Origin of the sequence: Cognatundibacterium rugosum (assembly GCF_014284365.1) — a bacterium.
In the GTDB taxonomy this organism is placed as follows: Bacteria; Pseudomonadota; Gammaproteobacteria; order Burkholderiales; family Burkholderiaceae_D; genus Undibacterium; species Undibacterium rugosum.
Window position 1 is genome coordinate 1 of the sequence record NZ_JACOGG010000025.1, and the last position, 16654, is coordinate 16654.

At 53.0% G+C, this 16654-nt stretch carries 20 protein-coding genes, 3 tRNA genes and 1 riboswitch; of the genes, 9 read left to right on the forward strand and 14 right to left on the reverse strand.

Annotated features, from left to right (window positions below; translation table 11 throughout):
• The 5 genes from tuf to H8K47_RS16375 form a co-directional block, all read right to left on the reverse strand.
• The coding region (gene tuf / locus H8K47_RS16355; RefSeq protein ID WP_186882464.1) for an elongation factor Tu at positions 1-889 on the reverse strand (889 nt) is incomplete at its 3' end.
• Between the two features lie 76 nt (positions 890-965).
• Positions 966-1040, reverse strand: a tRNA-Thr gene (locus tag H8K47_RS16360).
• A 32-nt stretch (positions 1041-1072) separates the two neighbouring features.
• Positions 1073-1146: transfer RNA gene (locus H8K47_RS16365), tRNA-Gly, on the reverse strand.
• Between the two features lie 47 nt (positions 1147-1193).
• Positions 1194-1279 (reverse strand) — tRNA-Tyr (locus tag H8K47_RS16370).
• A gap of 162 nt (positions 1280-1441) precedes the next feature.
• On the reverse strand, positions 1442-2164 hold the full coding sequence (locus tag H8K47_RS16375) for an MgtC/SapB family protein (RefSeq protein ID WP_186882465.1): 723 nt from the start codon (positions 2162-2164) through the stop codon (positions 1442-1444).
• 423 nt (positions 2165-2587) lie between these two features.
• Positions 2588-2694: riboswitch (yybP-ykoY riboswitch) on the forward strand.
• Between the two features lie 89 nt (positions 2695-2783).
• On the opposite strand from H8K47_RS16375, the gene H8K47_RS16380 reads away from it, so the two are divergent.
• The 3 genes from H8K47_RS16380 to H8K47_RS16390 all read left to right on the forward strand — a co-directional run bounded on the left by H8K47_RS16380 (position 2784) and on the right by H8K47_RS16390 (position 4682).
• Positions 2784-3356: a TMEM165/GDT1 family protein gene (locus tag H8K47_RS16380; RefSeq protein WP_186882466.1), complete on the forward strand. Its 573-nt coding sequence runs from the start codon at positions 2784-2786 to the stop codon at positions 3354-3356.
• Between the two features lie 163 nt (positions 3357-3519).
• Positions 3520-3885: an ArsC/Spx/MgsR family protein gene (locus H8K47_RS16385; RefSeq protein ID WP_186882467.1), complete on the forward strand. Its 366-nt coding sequence runs from the start codon at positions 3520-3522 to the stop codon at positions 3883-3885.
• Entirely contained in the window at positions 3882-4682 is an 801-nt protein-coding gene (locus tag H8K47_RS16390) for a hypothetical protein (RefSeq protein ID WP_186882468.1), read from the forward strand. The genes H8K47_RS16385 and H8K47_RS16390 overlap by 4 nt, the downstream gene beginning before the upstream one ends.
• A gap of 80 nt (positions 4683-4762) precedes the next feature.
• Here H8K47_RS16390 and H8K47_RS16395 read toward each other — a convergent pair whose 3' ends face one another.
• The 4 genes from H8K47_RS16395 to H8K47_RS16410 form a co-directional block, all read right to left on the reverse strand.
• Positions 4763-5401, reverse strand: coding sequence for a LysE family translocator (locus H8K47_RS16395; protein WP_186882469.1), 639 nt, complete (start codon positions 5399-5401; stop codon positions 4763-4765).
• 68 nt (positions 5402-5469) lie between these two features.
• Complete coding sequence (locus H8K47_RS16400; RefSeq protein WP_186882470.1) at positions 5470-7101, reverse strand: tetratricopeptide repeat-containing response regulator; 1632 nt, start codon at positions 7099-7101, stop codon at positions 5470-5472.
• A 175-nt stretch (positions 7102-7276) separates the two neighbouring features.
• Positions 7277-7474 (reverse strand): DUF2905 domain-containing protein, encoded by a 198-nt coding sequence (locus H8K47_RS16405; protein WP_186882471.1) that lies wholly within the window; start codon positions 7472-7474, stop codon positions 7277-7279.
• 49 nt (positions 7475-7523) lie between these two features.
• The gene (locus tag H8K47_RS16410) at positions 7524-8699 is read right to left on the reverse strand and encodes a class I SAM-dependent methyltransferase (RefSeq protein WP_186882472.1); all 1176 of its coding nucleotides are present in this window, start codon (positions 8697-8699) and stop codon (positions 7524-7526) included.
• A gap of 45 nt (positions 8700-8744) precedes the next feature.
• Between H8K47_RS16410 and H8K47_RS16415 the strand changes: the two genes are divergently transcribed.
• The 3 genes from H8K47_RS16415 to ttcA all read left to right on the forward strand — a co-directional run bounded on the left by H8K47_RS16415 (position 8745) and on the right by ttcA (position 11103).
• The gene (locus H8K47_RS16415) at positions 8745-9560 is read left to right on the forward strand and encodes an SDR family oxidoreductase (RefSeq protein ID WP_186882473.1); all 816 of its coding nucleotides are present in this window, start codon (positions 8745-8747) and stop codon (positions 9558-9560) included.
• A 23-nt stretch (positions 9561-9583) separates the two neighbouring features.
• Positions 9584-9976 (forward strand): dihydroneopterin aldolase, encoded by a 393-nt coding sequence (locus H8K47_RS16420; protein WP_186882474.1) that lies wholly within the window; start codon positions 9584-9586, stop codon positions 9974-9976.
• Positions 9977-10104: 128 nt separating this feature from the next.
• On the forward strand, positions 10105-11103 hold the full coding sequence (ttcA, locus tag H8K47_RS16425; protein WP_186882475.1) for a tRNA 2-thiocytidine(32) synthetase TtcA: 999 nt from the start codon (positions 10105-10107) through the stop codon (positions 11101-11103).
• 77 nt (positions 11104-11180) lie between these two features.
• Here the strand turns inward: ttcA and H8K47_RS16430 are convergent, their stop codons facing one another.
• The 3 genes from H8K47_RS16430 to H8K47_RS16440 all read right to left on the reverse strand — a co-directional run bounded on the left by H8K47_RS16430 (position 11181) and on the right by H8K47_RS16440 (position 13204).
• Complete coding sequence (locus H8K47_RS16430) at positions 11181-11582, reverse strand: DoxX family protein (protein WP_186882476.1); 402 nt, start codon at positions 11580-11582, stop codon at positions 11181-11183.
• 47 nt (positions 11583-11629) lie between these two features.
• Positions 11630-12502 carry a pirin family protein gene (locus H8K47_RS16435; protein ID WP_186882477.1) on the reverse strand — a complete coding sequence of 291 codons (873 nt, stop codon included), beginning with the start codon at positions 12500-12502 and terminating at the stop codon, positions 11630-11632.
• Between the two features lie 105 nt (positions 12503-12607).
• A complete protein-coding gene (locus tag H8K47_RS16440) occupies positions 12608-13204 on the reverse strand; it encodes an FMN-dependent NADH-azoreductase (RefSeq protein ID WP_186882478.1) in 597 nt (198 codons plus the stop codon).
• Positions 13205-13409: 205 nt separating this feature from the next.
• On the opposite strand from H8K47_RS16440, the gene H8K47_RS16445 reads away from it, so the two are divergent.
• From H8K47_RS16445 to H8K47_RS16455, 3 genes are all read left to right on the forward strand, one after another.
• On the forward strand, positions 13410-14339 hold the full coding sequence (locus H8K47_RS16445) for a LysR family transcriptional regulator (protein ID WP_186882479.1): 930 nt from the start codon (positions 13410-13412) through the stop codon (positions 14337-14339).
• Between the two features lie 148 nt (positions 14340-14487).
• On the forward strand, positions 14488-15195 hold the full coding sequence (locus H8K47_RS16450; protein ID WP_186882480.1) for a DUF6445 family protein: 708 nt from the start codon (positions 14488-14490) through the stop codon (positions 15193-15195).
• A gap of 170 nt (positions 15196-15365) precedes the next feature.
• Positions 15366-15866 carry a TlpA family protein disulfide reductase gene (locus H8K47_RS16455; protein WP_186882481.1) on the forward strand — a complete coding sequence of 167 codons (501 nt, stop codon included), beginning with the start codon at positions 15366-15368 and terminating at the stop codon, positions 15864-15866.
• On the opposite strand, the gene H8K47_RS16460 is transcribed toward H8K47_RS16455, so the two are convergent.
• On the reverse strand, positions 15863-16285 hold the full coding sequence (locus tag H8K47_RS16460; RefSeq protein WP_186882482.1) for an ACT domain-containing protein: 423 nt from the start codon (positions 16283-16285) through the stop codon (positions 15863-15865). The two genes, H8K47_RS16455 and H8K47_RS16460, sit on opposite strands and share 4 nt — an antisense overlap.
• On the reverse strand, positions 16282-16584 hold the full coding sequence (locus H8K47_RS16465) for a hypothetical protein (RefSeq protein ID WP_186882483.1): 303 nt from the start codon (positions 16582-16584) through the stop codon (positions 16282-16284). The genes H8K47_RS16460 and H8K47_RS16465 overlap by 4 nt, the downstream gene beginning before the upstream one ends.
• Positions 16585-16654 lie beyond the last annotated feature (70 nt).

Below are 16654 nucleotides of genomic sequence, written 5' to 3' on the forward strand. Positions count from 1 at the left end.
TCGCCAACACTTGACCACGCTGGATGTCTTCACGCTTAGTACCGCGCAGCAGAACACCTACGTTGTCGCCTGCCTGACCTTGGTCCAGCAGTTTGCGGAACATTTCAACGCCAGTACATGTTGTTTTAACTGTGTCTTTGATACCAACGATTTCGATCTCTTCGCCGACTTTAACGATACCGCGTTCAACACGGCCAGTTACCACTGTACCGCGACCAGAGATGGAGAATACGTCTTCTACTGGCAGCAGGAATGTACCGTCAACTGCGCGTTCTGGTGTAGGAATGTAGCTATCCAGTGCGTCAGCCAGTTTCATGATTGCTTCTTCGCCCAACGCGCCTTTGTCGCCTTCCAGCGCCAGTTTTGCGGAACCTTGGATGATCGGCAGATCGTCGCCTGGGAATTCGTATTTGGACAGTAATTCACGCACTTCCATTTCAACCAGTTCCAGCAACTCAGCGTCATCAACCATGTCGCATTTGTTCAGGAAAACGATGATGTATGGAACACCAACCTGGCGAGCCAGCAAGATGTGTTCACGTGTTTGTGGCATAGGACCGTCTGCTGCGGAGCAAACCAGGATCGCGCCGTCCATCTGCGCTGCACCAGTGATCATGTTTTTAACATAGTCAGCATGGCCTGGGCAGTCAACGTGTGCGTAGTGACGGCTTGCTGTTTCGTATTCTACGTGTGCTGTGTTAATTGTAATACCACGTGCTTTTTCTTCTGGTGCTGCGTCGATTTCGTCGTATTTCTTCGCTTCGCCGCCGAATTTTGCGGACAGAACTGTCGCGATCGCTGCTGTCAGTGTAGTTTTACCGTGATCAACGTGACCAATTGTACCGACGTTCACGTGCGGCTTGGTGCGTTCGAACTTACCTTTTGCCATTTTGGACTCCTAACGATTTTGATGAGAATACTCAGGCACGCGCCCGACGACTTCAGACTTGAAACACCAGCTTTAGTGGTGCCCTTGACGTGGATTGAACACGTGGCCTCTCCCTTACCAAGGGAGTGCTCTACCACTGAGCTACAAGGGCAGCTTGTTTCGCACAATAGCGATGCAAAAAACTGGAGCGGGTGAAGGGAATCGAACCCTCGTCATAAGCTTGGAAGGCTTCAGCTCTACCATTGAGCTACACCCGCAGGGGCTACCACTTCAGCCGCAATACAAATTCTTAAAATTCTTTACCTGGTGGAGAGGGCTGGATTCGAACCAGCGTACTCGCAAGAGGGCAGATTTACAGTCTGCTGCCATTAACCACTCGGCCACCTCTCCGCAGGGAATCCCGAACTATATAGATCGACCTCACACCTGTCAAGGCTGTTTTGCAAAAAGGATGAAAAAAACGAGAAAAATTTATTTTCAAATAACAAAATGACGAGAAAACGGCACACTTCTGCGCACTTGTCTCGCTCCGCCCTGTTTTTTCCGCACAGCTTAATTTCGGGCGTGACTTAGCTGGAAGGATGTGATGTACTGCTTTTGCTGAAAGTCATGCGACAGCACGGCCAGCGGGCTGGCTGAGCGCCGGTTCAATGCAACTGCAACAAAACGCCACTCCGCGCAGCCCGCCTGCATCGCAATAGCCAGCGTGCCCTCAGCCAGTTCATAGCCATGTCGCTCCGCCATACGCAACAAATCCGTTTCATCGGGTTGTAAGCCAGGTTGAAAACGTAAAGTAATCGCAATCGCGGCCCGCGCCGGTAGCCAGGCTTCGAGTTTGTGCACCCAGATCATGCAGGCGGCGGATAACAGCGCCAACAATATCGCAGCAGCATAAAATCCTACGCCAACCAGGATACCAATGGCCGAAGATGCCCACACCGAGGCTGCCGTGGTCAGTCCGCTAATTGTGAAACCTTCTTTCATGATCACACCAGCCCCCAGGAAACCTATGCCGGTAACGATGCCCTGGATAGTGCGTGAAGGGTCCAGATTCATCGGCGCCAGCGCCCTGCCGCCAAACCAGAAATCAGGATAACCAGCAATCACCACCAGCGCTGCTGAAGCCATACACACCAAGCCATAGGTGCGCATTCCCGCAGCCCGGCCATGATAAGAGCGCTCATAACCGACGACAAAACCCAGCAGCATGGCACCGAAAATATTGAGGAAAATGATCAGGTTCGCACTGATTTCTGCCGCAGACCAAAAGCTCATAAAATGATTCAGATAAATATCCACTTTGCACGTCCGGAAAAAATAATTTATAGAATTTCAGTGTAGCACCCACGATTTTAATCGCGTCCTATTTTCCCGTACTGGCCATCAAGACTCTTGATCGTCACCAAATTGTGACATCGGCATTGCCCACCCCCGCTCAACACTTTGCAAGCCGGCGTGGCTGAAAATTGATTAATGTAAGTTTGTACCCGCTATCGCTGTCCACATTCATTTACAATGATAAAACGCATGCAGCAATCTGCGGAAGATCAGTACATCATGATTCCTGCTTTAGTCTGCGCTGCAACAATGAAGATGCATATGCGCGCAGGAGACGCCCCAGTTTTTCTAAGTTTTAGTCAACAAACAACAGCGTCAGATTTTTCCGTGCATTGCAGTTCGCCTGAGCTATAATTCGCGCTCTCAATCATTGGGGAGTAGCCAGCTTCAGCCTAGCTGAAGGCGGTGCATCAACATACTTGACGGATTCGTCATGGTGCGCCGGATCCGCGATTTTGCGTGGATTTAGCAAGACCTTTGATAGTTGCATGGCGTTTCCAGGGATGGGGCGGCGTGCCGCTGTCATTGGCCATTCCGCCCCGTCCCAAGCACATACATGGAAGCATTTCTCGTCTCTGCACTCGCTGTCACCGTCGGTGAAATCGGCGATAAAACCCAATTACTCGCACTCTTGCTGGCAGCCAGATATAAAAAACCAGCGCCCATTATTCTTGGTATCCTGGTCGCTACGCTGGCCAACCACGCGCTGGCCGGATTAATCGGTAGCTGGGTAGCCTGTCATATTCCAGCAGACTGGTTACGCTGGGGTCTGGGGCTCTCATTTATTGCCATCGCGGCCTGGACTTTGAAGCCCGATGAAATGGATGACGAGGGTATTCAAGATGGTCACTATGGGGTCTTTTTGCTGACCTGTGTGACGTTCTTTCTGGCTGAAATGGGTGATAAAACCCAGCTTGCCACAGTCGCACTGTCGGCGAAGTATGAGGCGCTGACCAGCGTCATTGCCGGCACTACCCTGGGCATGCTGATCGCTGATGTACCTGCGGTGTTTTTGGGTAAAGTGGCATCGCCTAATTTCCCATTTAAACTGGTACGGTGGATAGCAGCAGGCGTGTTTGCCGTATTGGGCGGCCTGGTACTGGCGGGTGTTGGCGACCGTTTTCTGTAAACTGGCCTTACGCAAAAACTGCCCCAGCAGGGTTGCAGGCAACATGCTGACTGCTGGTGTAACAGGCATCGCTTATCAAGGATGCCTCCCACAGTAACAAAGCGCAGTTCAGCCATGCCGGGACAATTTTTCGTCAGTCCTAAAAGAATGCTAAAGAATATTTATGATACAGCTCTACCATAATCCACGTTGCTCGAAGTCGCGCGAAACACTGGCGCTGCTCGAGCAAATCTCGACCCAGCAAGGCTTAACACTGACAGTCATCGACTACCAGAAGACACCGCTGACACTGGAGCAATTGCAATCACTGCTGAGCCAGCTTGGCGGTGAGGTACAGGCAATGTTACGCGCCAATGAAGAGGAATACCGTATCGCCCATTTGGCAGATGCAGACAATTTGCGCGCGCTGCAAGCCATTGTAGCCACGCCCAAACTCTTACAACGGCCTATCGTCAGCTACCAGGGACAGGCTGTGATCGCACGTCCACCCGAGCTCGTACTCGGTCTATTTCAGAAAGTAAATCTATGAGCGAATTCAGACTTGCTGCCGGCAGCAAAGTAAAGTTTGGCTGCACCACCAATCAGTTGTACACCATACTGCGTCAGGGCATCAGCACGGACACTCAACGTCTGGGCCTGGAAACTCAACATATCAGTGGCGGGATTTTTGTCGGTGAACTGATGGCTTATTACGCTGCCTGCGCCGCGTTTTGCCACAACACCAGCGAACTGCATCAGCAACACACTGAAGTGATGGGCGCCTTTGTCAACGCGCTGCAAGAACAAAAAGGCAGCAAACCAAATTTGCCAGGCCTGGACGATATTGCGCATCAGGCAGGCTTGCCTGTGGTGCTGGACATAGAACTGAGTGAAGATTGTCTGCTGCTGGCTGATCCACAGTTTGTGGCTACGCATGAGACGGAAAAAAGCTGGAAATACTGGCGCAGCGCCAGTCTGCAACGCCCACAAGGCATTCCGGCCAGCTGGATACGTCAGGTATTTTTCCCGCGACTGCTGGATTTTCGTGATGTTGCTACTGCGCGTAGCCCACGCAGCCTGGAACAAACTACCGACTGCGCACTGATGGTCGGTGGCTTAATGCAGGCGTGGCATAAAGATGCACCCGTTGATTTGCTACATGCATTTCACAAGCAATACGGTCGCATTAATTTTTCACAATCCATCAGCTTTGATGAAACGGCACTGGAACGTTTCTTTAATCTGGCAGCAATGATAGACCCTGCCACCCGCTTGCTGAATCAGATGACGATCTGGCAGGACATTGATGCGCTGGCGAAAAAGCAAGGCATCCCTTTAAGCGAGTAAGTGTACGGAAACACGTCGAAAGACGTGGAAACAAAGACGGCAGCGCAATTCACTGCGCTGCCGTCTGACGCGATATCAGTTTAGTTTGCCGGACTACGCTTGACAAAGAACAGTGCCGCACCAATTGCCATCAGAATGCCACCAAAAAAACGATTCTGCCTCTGCAGCCAGCGCTCATCGCGGAAGTATTTCTGTGCACCGGAAGCGGCAAAGGCGTAACTATGCATGACGATCAGGTCTACCGTGCACATAGTCACAGCCAGGATCAGTAACTGCGGTGTTAAGGGTGCCTGCTGCGATATAAATTGCGGCAACACGGCCACCATAAAAATGATGCCCTTAGGATTAGTGGAATTGGTCAGAAAACCAGTCAGAAAGCGGCGTTTCACGGACGGAACCACCTTGTCAGCCGTATCTTGCAGCATGCTCTGGGTAACACGGGTACGCCATTGCATCCAGCCCAGATAGATCAGATACAAGGCACCCACCACCTTCACAATGCTGAATGCCAGTTCAGAGGCCAGCAGAATAGAGCCCACGCCTGCACCGGCAATCGCCAGTATCATCAGCAAACCAGCCTGCAATCCCATGATGGTGGCACTGGTACGGCGCACACCGTAATTCAGTCCATGCGACATCGATAATACAGCGCCGGACCCCGGCGAAACCGCGATCACGCAAGCGGCAATGACAAAGGCAAACCAGGTGGTAAAGCTCATCACAATCTCCGGCTATCAAAATACCGATTGTAGAGAAATTCTCACACTGATGCCAGCGTTCGCAACGATCAGTTTTTTGCAGTCCGGTTCGCCGCCAGCCCATATTTTTTTTGCAATTCGTCGTACAAACCACGAATTGCTTTGAGGCGAGGATTCATAGGATCAAGACGACGGCCAGCCTCAATCAGATTGCGGGCCTGCTCACCAATGGCGCTGTCCCAACCCATATTTTCCAGACATTTCAGCGCAGCCAGCGCCGCATTCAATACCACCTGCGGATTATCAGGCGATTTTTTAGCCGCAGCAGTCATCAGTTCGACCGACCCACGGAAGTCGCCCTGCTTCGCTTTTTGTACCCCCAGCGCCACCAGATCCATCACTTCTTTCTGACTACGCTGCGCCAGTTCTTTCGCAAGATGTCCTTTACCTGCGCTTTCAAATACGCCCATGGCCCGTGCCATCATGCGCTGATTACTGGCGTTTTTCATCACATCCAGCACGATTTCAGACGCCTGATTTTCCTGATTATTTTCCAGACAGCTCTTCGCCAGCCCCAGTTTGGCATTGGTCGACAGGCCAATATCTTCACGTGAAGCGACCACAGCATTATCCAGCTCTTCGGTCAGCCGGATATCACCGGTTTTGGCATGTACCATAGCCGCAGAAATAGCGCGGCAGGCAGCAGTCTTTTTGAGACCGACCATGTTTTTTTCCATGTCGCGTATCACCGACTTCGCCTGATCCGTATCGCCTTTTTTGACCAGTGCGTCGACCAGATTCAGATGATCCTCAGGATCACGGAATTCAGAAAACTTGGCCTTACTGACCACTTTTTTGAATACATTCTCTGCGGTCTCTATATCACCGGTCTCCATCGCAATCCGGCCCAGATTACGCAAACGCCGCACTGCATGCGGTGACACACCAACGGCAGTGTCCAGCACTTCTTTCGCCTCAGGTAACTGGCCTATCATTTCATGGGTTTTGGCCAGCCAGTCGTAGGCGTCCATGTATTTATTATTTTCAGCCACCAGATTTTTCAGGATAGTTTCTGCTTCCTGATATTTACCTTGCATGAATAAGGTTTTCGCCAGCCCCAAACGGGCCCAGGCCACGGCTTTTAACTCGAATAACTGCGTGTATAAGGCTTCAGCTTCCACCGCCTCGCCCAGCACCACGTGTAACTCAGCGCGCAAGCGCATAAAGTCGACCGCATACTTGGGATAATCACGTTCGCCATGGTGGCAGGCCACAATCGCTTCAGTCGGATTCCCTTCTTCCATCAGTGCATGGACGTCAACAAAGGCGCGGCGTTTTTCTAAGGCTTTGATCACACGTTCCAGCAAGGTATCCGCAGTGAACGGTTTGAGCAGATAATCAGACGGCGCGAGTTCGGCAGCACTGACCACTTTGGCATAACTGCGTTCAGCCGTGACCATAATGAAGATGGTGGATAAGGGTGCCAGCTTATGATGGCGCATATCTTCCAGCAATTGCTGACCATCCTGACCAACACCAAGATCGTATTCACACAGGATCAGGTCATAGACCTTATTCTGTATCGACCGCACCGCCGTGCCGGCAGTGAGCGCATGCTCGATCTTGGTGATGCCACACAAATTCAGCATATTGTGCAAACTGACCCGCATGCCCTGATGCGGTTCAATGAGCAATGCCCTGATGTCACTGAGTTCGCTCATTTCAACCTTTAGCTTAATTATTTTACTGATTGCCAGAAATAGGCTGGCAGGGTGTGCGCCACGGATCGCCGGTCGCCGGATTCATTATATGCATGTGACGGCAGTGCTGCGCGGAACTTTACGCATGTTGGCCTGTTTGCAGAAAAAATGCTGTGTTTAGGCAACTTAATCATCCTTATTTCAGGATTCTGGCGAGAGCCAGCACGAACAGCGTGATCAGAATGGTTGAGGCGAACGGAAACGAAAACTGCTTACCAAACAGACGAAAGCGCAGGTCACCGGGCAAGCGACCTATGCCGAGTTTTTCCAGCCAGGGCAACAGGCTGGATAAGACGATCACCACCAGGAACAAGGTGAGAAACCAGCGAAACATAGTGCACTCCGATTCGGGACAGCCAGCCAAGCTGCGGCTGGCGGATGTTTTACAGGCGATGTGAGCGGTCTTGCTGCAGCAAAGTTGCAGGCAGATTCAATTCTGTCCCCACCAGTAAGACCTTAAATAATTCGCCCATTTCTGCCGGTGACACCAGTTTTTGAAGTGCATTGGCCTGGGGCAGATACTGCATCACCTGCTCGGCGGAAGTACGCGCCAGCACTTGCGCGATACCGGCCTGTATCAGGAAACCAGCCTGACTCGCATACGTATGCAGTTGCAAACCGCCATCCAATGCGGCCTGGGCCATCGCAGTAAAGTCTACGTGGGCAGTAATATCCTGCAAACCTGGCAGATAGAAAGGATCAGGATGGGAATGATGACGATAGTGACACATCAGCGTGCCCTGATGCCGCTGCGGATGATAATACTCGCGTGCAGGAAAACCGTAGTCGATCAGCAAGGCCGCGGCCGCTTTACCGGTCTGCGTCTGTCCAGACCGCAACATAGCAGAAAGGCTATGCATAAAGCCAATCGCAACGGAGTGAACTTCTGTCAGGTAGCCGTCCTGCAGCGTTTCGTCATCCGGAATCTGCGCCGCGCGCACAGGATCACAATCACGCTCCTGATAGGACAACACTGACTCGCCGTCAGCGGTATTCAATGCCACACCGACTTCGCGCCATCCCTGCTCCGTCTTGCGCAGCAGGTCAACCGGCATCGCATCCAGCACCTCATTGCCCAGTACCAGTCCGGAAAATGCTTCAGGCATCGCAGGCAGCCACTGCACTTCAGCAAAATCTTTCAGATATTCTTCCTGACGGGCACGCAGTTCGCCAGACAATTCCACGATAAAATAGCGCTCTATCGCAATTCCTGCTGTACGGCATTCGGTCAGAAAATCCTTGGCGAGCTTGCCGCTGCCAGCGCCAAACTCCATGACCTGAGCACTGATCTGTGGCAGACACTGCGCATAAAATTGCGCCAGCGTGGCACCAAACAGCGGCGTCATTTCGGGCGCCGTTGTAAAATCGCCGTCTTTGCCTAATTTTGTTGCACCGCCGCTGTAATAACCCAGATTGGGTGCATACAGCGCCAGCTCCATATAGCGTGAAAAAGGAATCCAGCCCTGATGCTGGGCCAGTTCGTCCAAAATCCGTTGTTGCAACGCTTGTGAAGCTGCAAGCGCATCCGGCGCCGGTAAAGGTAGAGATAATTTTTGCATACCGGCATTGTATTGAAAACCGTAACAACTCTGTGAAGAATTTCCATGAGCAGCAAGCGTATTGAAGCGCCGCCCCTCCCTACCGCAGCACGCGTCGCCCTGGTGACCGGTGCGGCTAAACGCATAGGTCGCCACATCGCGCTCGCACTGGCCGGGCAAGGCTGGGACGTGGCCGTGCATTATGGACGTTCGGCCGACGAGGCTGCCCAGGTAGTGACAGAAATACAGGCCATGGGGCGCCGGGCCGCTGCATTCGCTTGTGATTTGAGCGACGAAGCAGCAACCCGCGCCCTGTTACCGCAAGTAATCGCCACGCTGGGCGGTATACATTGCGTGATCAATAATGCATCACTGTTTGAAGAAGATAATGTACGCAGCTTCAGTCATACGGCGCTGGACCGGCATATGCATGCCAATCTGGCAGCGCCCATTATCCTGACCCAGGCACTATATGCGGCCACACCAGAACATGGTCAAAGTTGTGCGATTCAGTTACTGGATCAGAAGCTGTTCAATCTGAATCCTGATTTTTTATCGTACACCTTGTCCAAAGCCGCATTACAATGCGCGACGACCACGCTGGCACAAGCGCTGGCTCCCAAAGTCAGGGTAGTCGGCGTAGCGCCCGGCATCACCATGGTGTCCGGACATCAGAGTGAGGCCGATTTTACGCAGGCCCACCAGATCACACCGCTGGGGCGTTCCAGTACGCCGGACGATATCGCGCGCACGGTGTGCTTTGTAGCAGACAGCCCGGCCATCACGGGCACCACTATCCTGGTCGATGGCGGCCAGCATTTAATTCCTTTGCAGCGCGATGTGATGTTCGTCGCGACTGCAAATACTGGTAACCTCAGTTAACTTTTCTTAGAATCGAGCTTTTTATGTTATCCGTCCTGCACCACCCGCAACTGACCGATTGCCGTCGTCTGTTTCTGCGCAACTATGAAGTCAACATCAATATCGGTGTGCATGAATTTGAAAAAAAAGGCGAACAGCGCGTGCTGATCAATGTCGACCTGTATATCCCGTTGGCCTTGTCGACGCCAAAAGATGATTTGCTCGATGAAGTCGTGGATTATGATTTCATGCGTGGCACCATCGCGGCCCGCGTTGCAGAAGGCCATATTCATTTGCAAGAAACCCTGTGTGACGATGTGGCTCGCAGCATGCTGGCCCACCCACGCGTACGCGCAGTCTGCGTCTCCACCATGAAACCGGACGTCTATCCGGATTGTGAAGGCGTAGGCGTGGAAGTATTCCAGATCAAAGAATAAGACCTCAGTTAATCTCTTACGGCAAGCACCTCACCAGCGGCACATATAATTTTCGTCGCCCTGTCTTGCCGTAAGCGATGCCTGCGCAACCAGCACCAGCAATTCAACAGTAAAACCAGAGTCAGACCATGCAAGCCTTGAACGAATCCCTTATCTCCAGCGCCAGCGAAAGCACCGCGGCCAGCAGCAGTGAAGCCGCAGTTGCTGAATCCACCGACCAGTCAGCCGCTCATTCCGCAACCAAATCAGCAGAAAAAATCGCCTACGAAAACAATAAGCTGCACAAACGTTTGTGCCGCCTGGTCGGTCAGGCCATCGGCGATTTCAATATGATAGAAGAAGGCGATAAGGTCATGGTTTGCCTGTCCGGTGGCAAGGACAGTTATGCCTTACTCGATATTCTGATGACGCTGCGCGAACGCGCACCTATCCACTTCGACATCGTCGCTGTCAATCTGGATCAGAAGCAGCCAAATTTTCCGGCCGATGTACTGCCTGCTTATCTGGAAAAAATCGGTATCCCATATCACATCGAAAATCAGGACACGTACAGCATCGTCAAGCGTCTGATCCCGGAAGGAAAAACCACCTGCTCACTGTGCTCAAGGCTGCGGCGCGGCATTTTGTACCGGGTAGCTGATGAATTGGGTGCGACCAAAATAGCACTCGGCCATCATCGCGACGACATCATGGAAACCTTTTTCCTGAATATGTTCTTCGGCGGCAAACTCAAAGGCATGCCAGCCAAACTGCAATCGGACGATGGCAAACACATCGTGATTCGCCCTATGGCCTATGTGAAAGAAGCCGATACCGAACGTTATGCACAGGTGCGCCAATTCCCTATCATTCCTTGCGATCTGTGCGGATCACAGGAAAACCTGCAGCGTAAGCAAATCAAAAACCTGATGCGTGAATGGGAAAAGAAACATCCTGGCCGCGTCGATAATATTTTCTCTGCGCTATCGACCGTCGCGCCTTCGCATCTGATGGACAGAAATCTGTTCAACTTCCAGGACTTGAAACTCGATGGCAATGCCAATCCCAATGGCGATATCGCGTTTGACGATGAACCCTGCGCGACTCCGGCAACTGGTGTGATACAACTGCACCTCGATCAGGACTGATACGCGGTACCCGTTCAGACTGAATAAAAAAACGCTGATTTGGTATCAGCGTTTTTTATTTTCAAAGCAGACTGCATTCAATCCTGACGATCCACGCTCAGCGGCCCGCTACCATGTACCACCACCATCAGCAAGCCACCGGCCATGGACAAATTTTTCATAAAATGGATCATCTGGTTTTGAGCTGCATCCGGTGCAGCTGCCCAGAAATCATGGAACAGTACCGCAGCCGCAATCGTAAATAATGCCATGGCCGCTGCACTCAGACGGGCGCGCCAGCCCAGCATCAGCAATAAGCCGCCACCCAGTTCCACCACGATTGCCGCAATCGCCGCCAGGGCAGGAAAAGGTAGATGTTTGCTCGCGATATAGCCTACGGTGCCATCATAGCCGGTGATTTTACTAACGCCCGACAGCACGAAAATCAGAGCGATCAGTACACGCCCGAACAGCGGGCCGCTTTTTTCTAAATAAGTCATGTTCATTTCCTTTCAAATTAAGTAGCGATACACCTCAGTCACCAGCTTTACGCGGCGAACGCACCACGACGGTAATCATCAATCGCCTGCATAATTTCCTGCTGGCTGTTCATCACAAACGGGCCGTACTGCACGATGGCTTCATGCAGCGGCTGCCCGGCCACCAAAATCGCACGGGTCGCACCAACTGCCTGGAACTGCACCCCATCCGACTCTGGCGCATTGTTCAGTATCGCCATTTGCCCGGCAGTCACCCTGGTTCCCCGCACCTGCAATGCGCCTTCATACACCACCACAAACGCGTTCATGGTCGCTGGCAGTGTTTGCGTATAACTGGCGCCATCTGGACTATGGATATCCAAATACAACGGCTGGGTATGCGCTCTTTGCACTGCGCCCGTCACACCGTGGCTGGCACCGGCAATCACCCGTACCAGTACATCCTGCCCGGTGCGCAATTCAGGAATCTGTTCGCGCTGGATGTCGCGATACCAAGGCACGCACATCTTGTCCTGCGCCGGTAAATTCAGCCACAACTGAAAACCTGCCATACGACCGGACTCCTGCTCTGGCAATTCAGAGTGAATCACACCACGGCCTGCGGTCATCCATTGCACACCGCCAGTTTGCAATAAGCCTTCGTTACCAGCGCTGTCACGGTGACGCATGCGTCCGGTCAGCATGTAGGTGATGGTTTCAAAGCCACGGTGCGGATGATCCGGGAACCCGGCGATGTAGTCGTCAGGCTCATCGCTGCCAAAGGCATCCAGCATCAGGAAAGGGTCTAGGCGCTTTTGCAACTGATGATCGAGTAAGCGTGTCAGTTTCACACCTGCGCCATCAGAAGTTGCCTGTCCCACGACCAAATGCTCGACCTGACGCGGGCGATTGACGACTTCTGCTTGATAATTCGTGTTCATACCTTGCTCCTTCATGCTTCATATCAGTCTGATTATCAGGCTAATTCTCAGGTTGATTCTCAGGCCGATAAACGGCATCAGCCTGCGCCATCCCTGCGCTTCTGCTTACTTCAATTGCGCGATCTCAGCGCGTGCTGTACTGAGCGCCTGTGCTTCACTGTCGGGCCCCATGGCCAAACCTTCTGCGTACACAAATTCCACGTCGTTCATACCAAGGAAGCCCAGGAAAGCACGCAGATAAGGCATCTGGGTATCGTTCGGCGTATTGCGATACAGGCCACCGCGCGTCAACACCACATACACTTTTTTACCGGTCAGCAAACCTTCCGGACCCTGTGCGGTATAGCGGAAAGTCACACCGGCACGCGAAATCGCGTCAATCCAGTTTTTTAATTGTGCAGAAATTCCAAAGTTATACATAGGCGCACCGATGACTACGCTGTCAGCCGCCTGCAATTCTGCAATCAGCGCGTCATCCTGGGCCACCCTGGCTTGCTGCGTCTCTGTGCGCTGGCCGGCTGGTGTGAACAAGGCTTGTAAGGCAGTTTCGTCCAGTACCGGATGCGGTGTCGCACCCAGATCGCGCACTTGCAATGTGGCCCCCGGATGTTGCGCCAGCAGATGGGCACTCAGTTCAGCCGCCAGACGGTTGCTGTGCGAGTTAGCGGAACGTACGCTGGAGTTGATTTGCAAAATTTTCATGATCGTTTCCTTGTCTGATTGAATGACTTAGCCTGCTGGTTCGGATGTCGCTATATCGAAGCTCGCCTGACGCGCAGTTCACAATTTGCTGTTCCGTTTGGCGATGTAGCTACTTTATACGTTCCAATATCAATACAGAAGACGATAAATTGGATATCATTGTTCCATTTTTGGGATAATTTTGAAGCAAAAGTGGAGCAAGCGTATGCACATAGAAGCCAATGACTTATTCCTGTTTGCGCGGGTTACGGAAGAAGGCAGCTTTAGCAAAGCCGCAGAGCGGTTGGGTTTGCCCAAATCCACGCTGTCGCGCCGTATCTCCACCCTGGAAACCCAGCTCGGTGAACGCCTGTTACTGCGCACCACGCGCCAGCTCAGCCTGACGGAGTTCGGTCACAGCGTGCTGCAACATGCGCTGCAAGTCAGGGAAGAAGTGGAGGCCACGCTGGCACTGACCCAGCACCGCCAGGCCGAACCCTCAGGCAATTTACGCATTTCTATGCCCGGCGATTTCGCCTATGGGCCTATGGGCGTGTTTCTGAGCGACTTTCTGCACCGCTATCCATTGATAAAGCTGGATATGGACTTGTCGCCACGGCGGGTCGATCTGATCGCAGAAAACTTTGATGTCGCGATACGGGTAGGCGAGCTGCCCGACGATGCCTCGTTGGCGGCAAGGCGTCTGACCACGTTTCAGGCGAGCTTATATGCAGCCCCTTCGTATCTGGCAAAGCGCGGCACGCCCAGCGAACCGGAAGCGCTGATGGAACACGATGCGCTGCGTCTGACTGCGCGCAACAAAGATGCCATCCCCTGGCGTCTGCGACGCGGTGATGAACAATGGGAAGGCATCCCGCCCGGACGCACCACCGCCAATTCACCGGAAATACTGATACGCCTGGCGGTACAGGGCATGGGCATCATGCTGATGTCGCACCACTTCGCCAGAAACTATCTGGAAACCCAGGCCCTGGTTCCCATCCTGGGTGACTGGCAAGGGCCGGAAATTCCGGTCTGGGCCGTATTCCCGGGACGCAGGCTAATGCCAGCACGCACGCGTGTGTTTCTGGATGCGTTGGCAGAGCGCTATCAGAATGAACATCCGTATAGCATGGCCGTACGCGACTGTTCCTGAGCTATGGACATGGCAGCGTGCAGTAATTGGTGTGAAAGCAACACGTGTCAGCCGTTTTATAGGCTGCCGCTAGGCGGGCGGCTCTGTATTGCGCATACTAGTCCAACCACTTCCTGATACGCATCAACCCACAAACGAACTCAGCGCTATGTTGCCTTTACCTGCACCTGAAGTCTTATTACCCCCCATCCCCGCCATTGCGCCCAGCCTGCCGTATGAGCCACTGGAACACGGTAAAAATTACTGGATCGTCGATCAGGCCTTGCCAAATGCAGAAGAAATCGCAGAGCGCTGCTATCAACGTGAGCAATGGCAGTATGGCAAACCCTATACCCAGGAAAGCTGGCCGGGCATGCGCTTTCACGGTGCATTGCTACCTGCAGAGCTGGCGGCACTGGAAGCGAAGGTAATGCAATTAACTGGCAAGCAAAAACTCTGGATGGGTCAGGCTCCCGGCGGATTGAAGCTGGACAGCAATGTCGCGCAACTGGTCGGCCAACAGGAAGGGCGGCCACATCCGCATACCGATAGCCGCAGCCTGTGTCGTTATGCCTGTGTGATTTACCTGAGCCGCGACCCTGCTCCCGATTCCGGCACCAGCTTTTGTCGCCTGCGCTATCCGAATGGTGCCATCGGCGGCAATATCGTGGCGGCCCCCAACAACAATCTGGTCGATGCACTCAAAGTACGTGCCCTGCCAATCCAAGCCTGGTATGAAGACCTGCGTGTCGATAATGTGTTCAACCGCATGATTTTGTACAAAGCCAATCTGGTCCACAGCGCCACCGGCTACTTCGGCCAAAGCCTGCGCGACAAACGCCTGACCGTGGTGTTTTTTTGGATGGCGGAAGATTAAACACAGCCTCATTGACAGGCACTGGAACTTCGTGTGCGTTGAATGACCTTGAGGCAAAATATTTTCTTCTATAGTGAAAGCATTCTGGCTGCTAAGCGACTAATGCAAAGCCCTGCAGCCAGATGCAGGCATTTGCTACCGCTCGCATTTTTCACTCTCAGGGAGACCCTATGCATCGTCGCCAATTTCTGCAAACCAGTACTGCCAGCCTGATACTAGGCCTGACCTCAAGCAGCTATGCGGCAGAGCGTAGCTTGCTATTACAAGGATCGGATGTGAATGGCAAACCGCTAGGCTTGCAAGATTTTGCCGGCAGAGTTGTGCTGGTCAGTTTTTTTACTGTCGATTGCGACATGTGCAGTCAAGATTTGAAGTTAATGCGTGAGTTTTATGCGGGGAATAGCAGTAAAAAATTTACTCTGCTGGGCGTCAATCTCGACAAAAATAAAAAAGAACTCGACGAATACAATGAGGTCACCACCCAGGCCTACCCCAAGAGCCAGCGCTTCCCGACGGCCTGGCGTATGGCTCCCGGCCATAAAGACAATTTCGGCAATATCAGCAGCACACCCACTCACTTTGTCTTAGATGCCCGGCATCAGCTGGTGTTCAAGCGTGAAGGCGCATTTCGTCCGGATGACTGGGATCGCTTATGGGAATTACTGGGTTAAGATGGCACGGATAAGTTGGCCGCTTGCTGCTGCATAGCCTGCAGCACGGCCATCGCTGCCGGTGCATCCTCGAAAGGCACCAGTAAATGATCGTGAAAAGCGCCAGCCACCACATTACAGCTGATACCGGCCTGCGCCAGCGCAGTGGAAAATGCCGCAGTCAGCCCAACCGCTTGCAAATCTGAATGCACCTGCAGTGTGATCCAGGCGGCACGGAACAAGACCGTCAGCTGCGCCTGCTGTGCTATTGACTCTTCCAGAACTAAGGTCCAGCCTTCAGCTTCGCGGATACGCACCAGTGCGGGCAAGTCCATCCGCTCAGCATCGTGCGACACACAAACCAGCGCGTAGACGCCATCCTGCAATACCGGCTTCATCTGCGCCAGCAATTGGCTCAGATCACGGATCGCGCCGCTCATGAGGAATGACGCCGCTGTTCGGCGCGTTGTTGCCGGGTCTGACGCACCGTCGGTAATCCGGGCGGATCGTCAGGAAACCACAGCCACTGCACGTCAGTGCCACCCTGACGCCAGATCCAGGCGCGCCAGCGCAAACTCAGCACGATCACTGCCAACAACACCGCGGCTCCGGCCAAGGCCGCTGCCACCAGATACGCAGCCGCCTCGCTCAAGGCGAATGCAGGCATCAAAGCATGCGCAATCACCAACACCAATCCAATCAGAAACAGCATGAGTACTATCCAACGCAGAGTTTTCATTTGTGCGCCTCTTGATTCGCCTTTAAGGTGAGTACCAGCTTAAGCAAGTCTGATCAGGACTGCAATACGT

What these genes read in the sequence shown, in the direction of transcription:
- H8K47_RS16420 (WP_186882474.1), top strand. Translation starts at nt 9,584, where the DNA reads ATGTTATCCGTCCTGCACCACCCGCAACTGACCGATTGCCGTCGTCTG.
- H8K47_RS16415 (WP_186882473.1), top strand. Translation starts at nt 8,745, where the DNA reads ATGAGCAGCAAGCGTATTGAAGCGCCGCCCCTCCCTACCGCAGCACGC.
- H8K47_RS16450 (WP_186882480.1), top strand. Translation starts at nt 14,488, where the DNA reads ATGTTGCCTTTACCTGCACCTGAAGTCTTATTACCCCCCATCCCCGCC.
- H8K47_RS16465 (WP_186882483.1), bottom strand. Translation starts at nt 16,584, where the DNA reads ATGAAAACTCTGCGTTGGATAGTACTCATGCTGTTTCTGATTGGATTG.
- H8K47_RS16410 (WP_186882472.1), bottom strand. Translation starts at nt 8,699, where the DNA reads ATGCAAAAATTATCTCTACCTTTACCGGCGCCGGATGCGCTTGCAGCT.
- H8K47_RS16390 (WP_186882468.1), top strand. Translation starts at nt 3,882, where the DNA reads ATGAGCGAATTCAGACTTGCTGCCGGCAGCAAAGTAAAGTTTGGCTGC.
- H8K47_RS16405 (WP_186882471.1), bottom strand. Translation starts at nt 7,474, where the DNA reads ATGTTTCGCTGGTTTCTCACCTTGTTCCTGGTGGTGATCGTCTTATCC.
- H8K47_RS16435 (WP_186882477.1), bottom strand. Translation starts at nt 12,502, where the DNA reads ATGAACACGAATTATCAAGCAGAAGTCGTCAATCGCCCGCGTCAGGTC.
- H8K47_RS16380 (WP_186882466.1), top strand. Translation starts at nt 2,784, where the DNA reads ATGGAAGCATTTCTCGTCTCTGCACTCGCTGTCACCGTCGGTGAAATC.
- H8K47_RS16455 (WP_186882481.1), top strand. Translation starts at nt 15,366, where the DNA reads ATGCATCGTCGCCAATTTCTGCAAACCAGTACTGCCAGCCTGATACTA.
- H8K47_RS16430 (WP_186882476.1), bottom strand. Translation starts at nt 11,582, where the DNA reads ATGACTTATTTAGAAAAAAGCGGCCCGCTGTTCGGGCGTGTACTGATC.
- H8K47_RS16440 (WP_186882478.1), bottom strand. Translation starts at nt 13,204, where the DNA reads ATGAAAATTTTGCAAATCAACTCCAGCGTACGTTCCGCTAACTCGCAC.
- H8K47_RS16400 (WP_186882470.1), bottom strand. Translation starts at nt 7,101, where the DNA reads ATGAGCGAACTCAGTGACATCAGGGCATTGCTCATTGAACCGCATCAG.
- H8K47_RS16395 (WP_186882469.1), bottom strand. Translation starts at nt 5,401, where the DNA reads ATGAGCTTTACCACCTGGTTTGCCTTTGTCATTGCCGCTTGCGTGATC.
- ttcA (WP_186882475.1), top strand. Translation starts at nt 10,105, where the DNA reads ATGCAAGCCTTGAACGAATCCCTTATCTCCAGCGCCAGCGAAAGCACC.
- H8K47_RS16375 (WP_186882465.1), bottom strand. Translation starts at nt 2,164, where the DNA reads ATGAGCTTTTGGTCTGCGGCAGAAATCAGTGCGAACCTGATCATTTTC.
- H8K47_RS16460 (WP_186882482.1), bottom strand. Translation starts at nt 16,285, where the DNA reads ATGAGCGGCGCGATCCGTGATCTGAGCCAATTGCTGGCGCAGATGAAG.
- H8K47_RS16445 (WP_186882479.1), top strand. Translation starts at nt 13,410, where the DNA reads ATGCACATAGAAGCCAATGACTTATTCCTGTTTGCGCGGGTTACGGAA.
- H8K47_RS16385 (WP_186882467.1), top strand. Translation starts at nt 3,520, where the DNA reads ATGATACAGCTCTACCATAATCCACGTTGCTCGAAGTCGCGCGAAACA.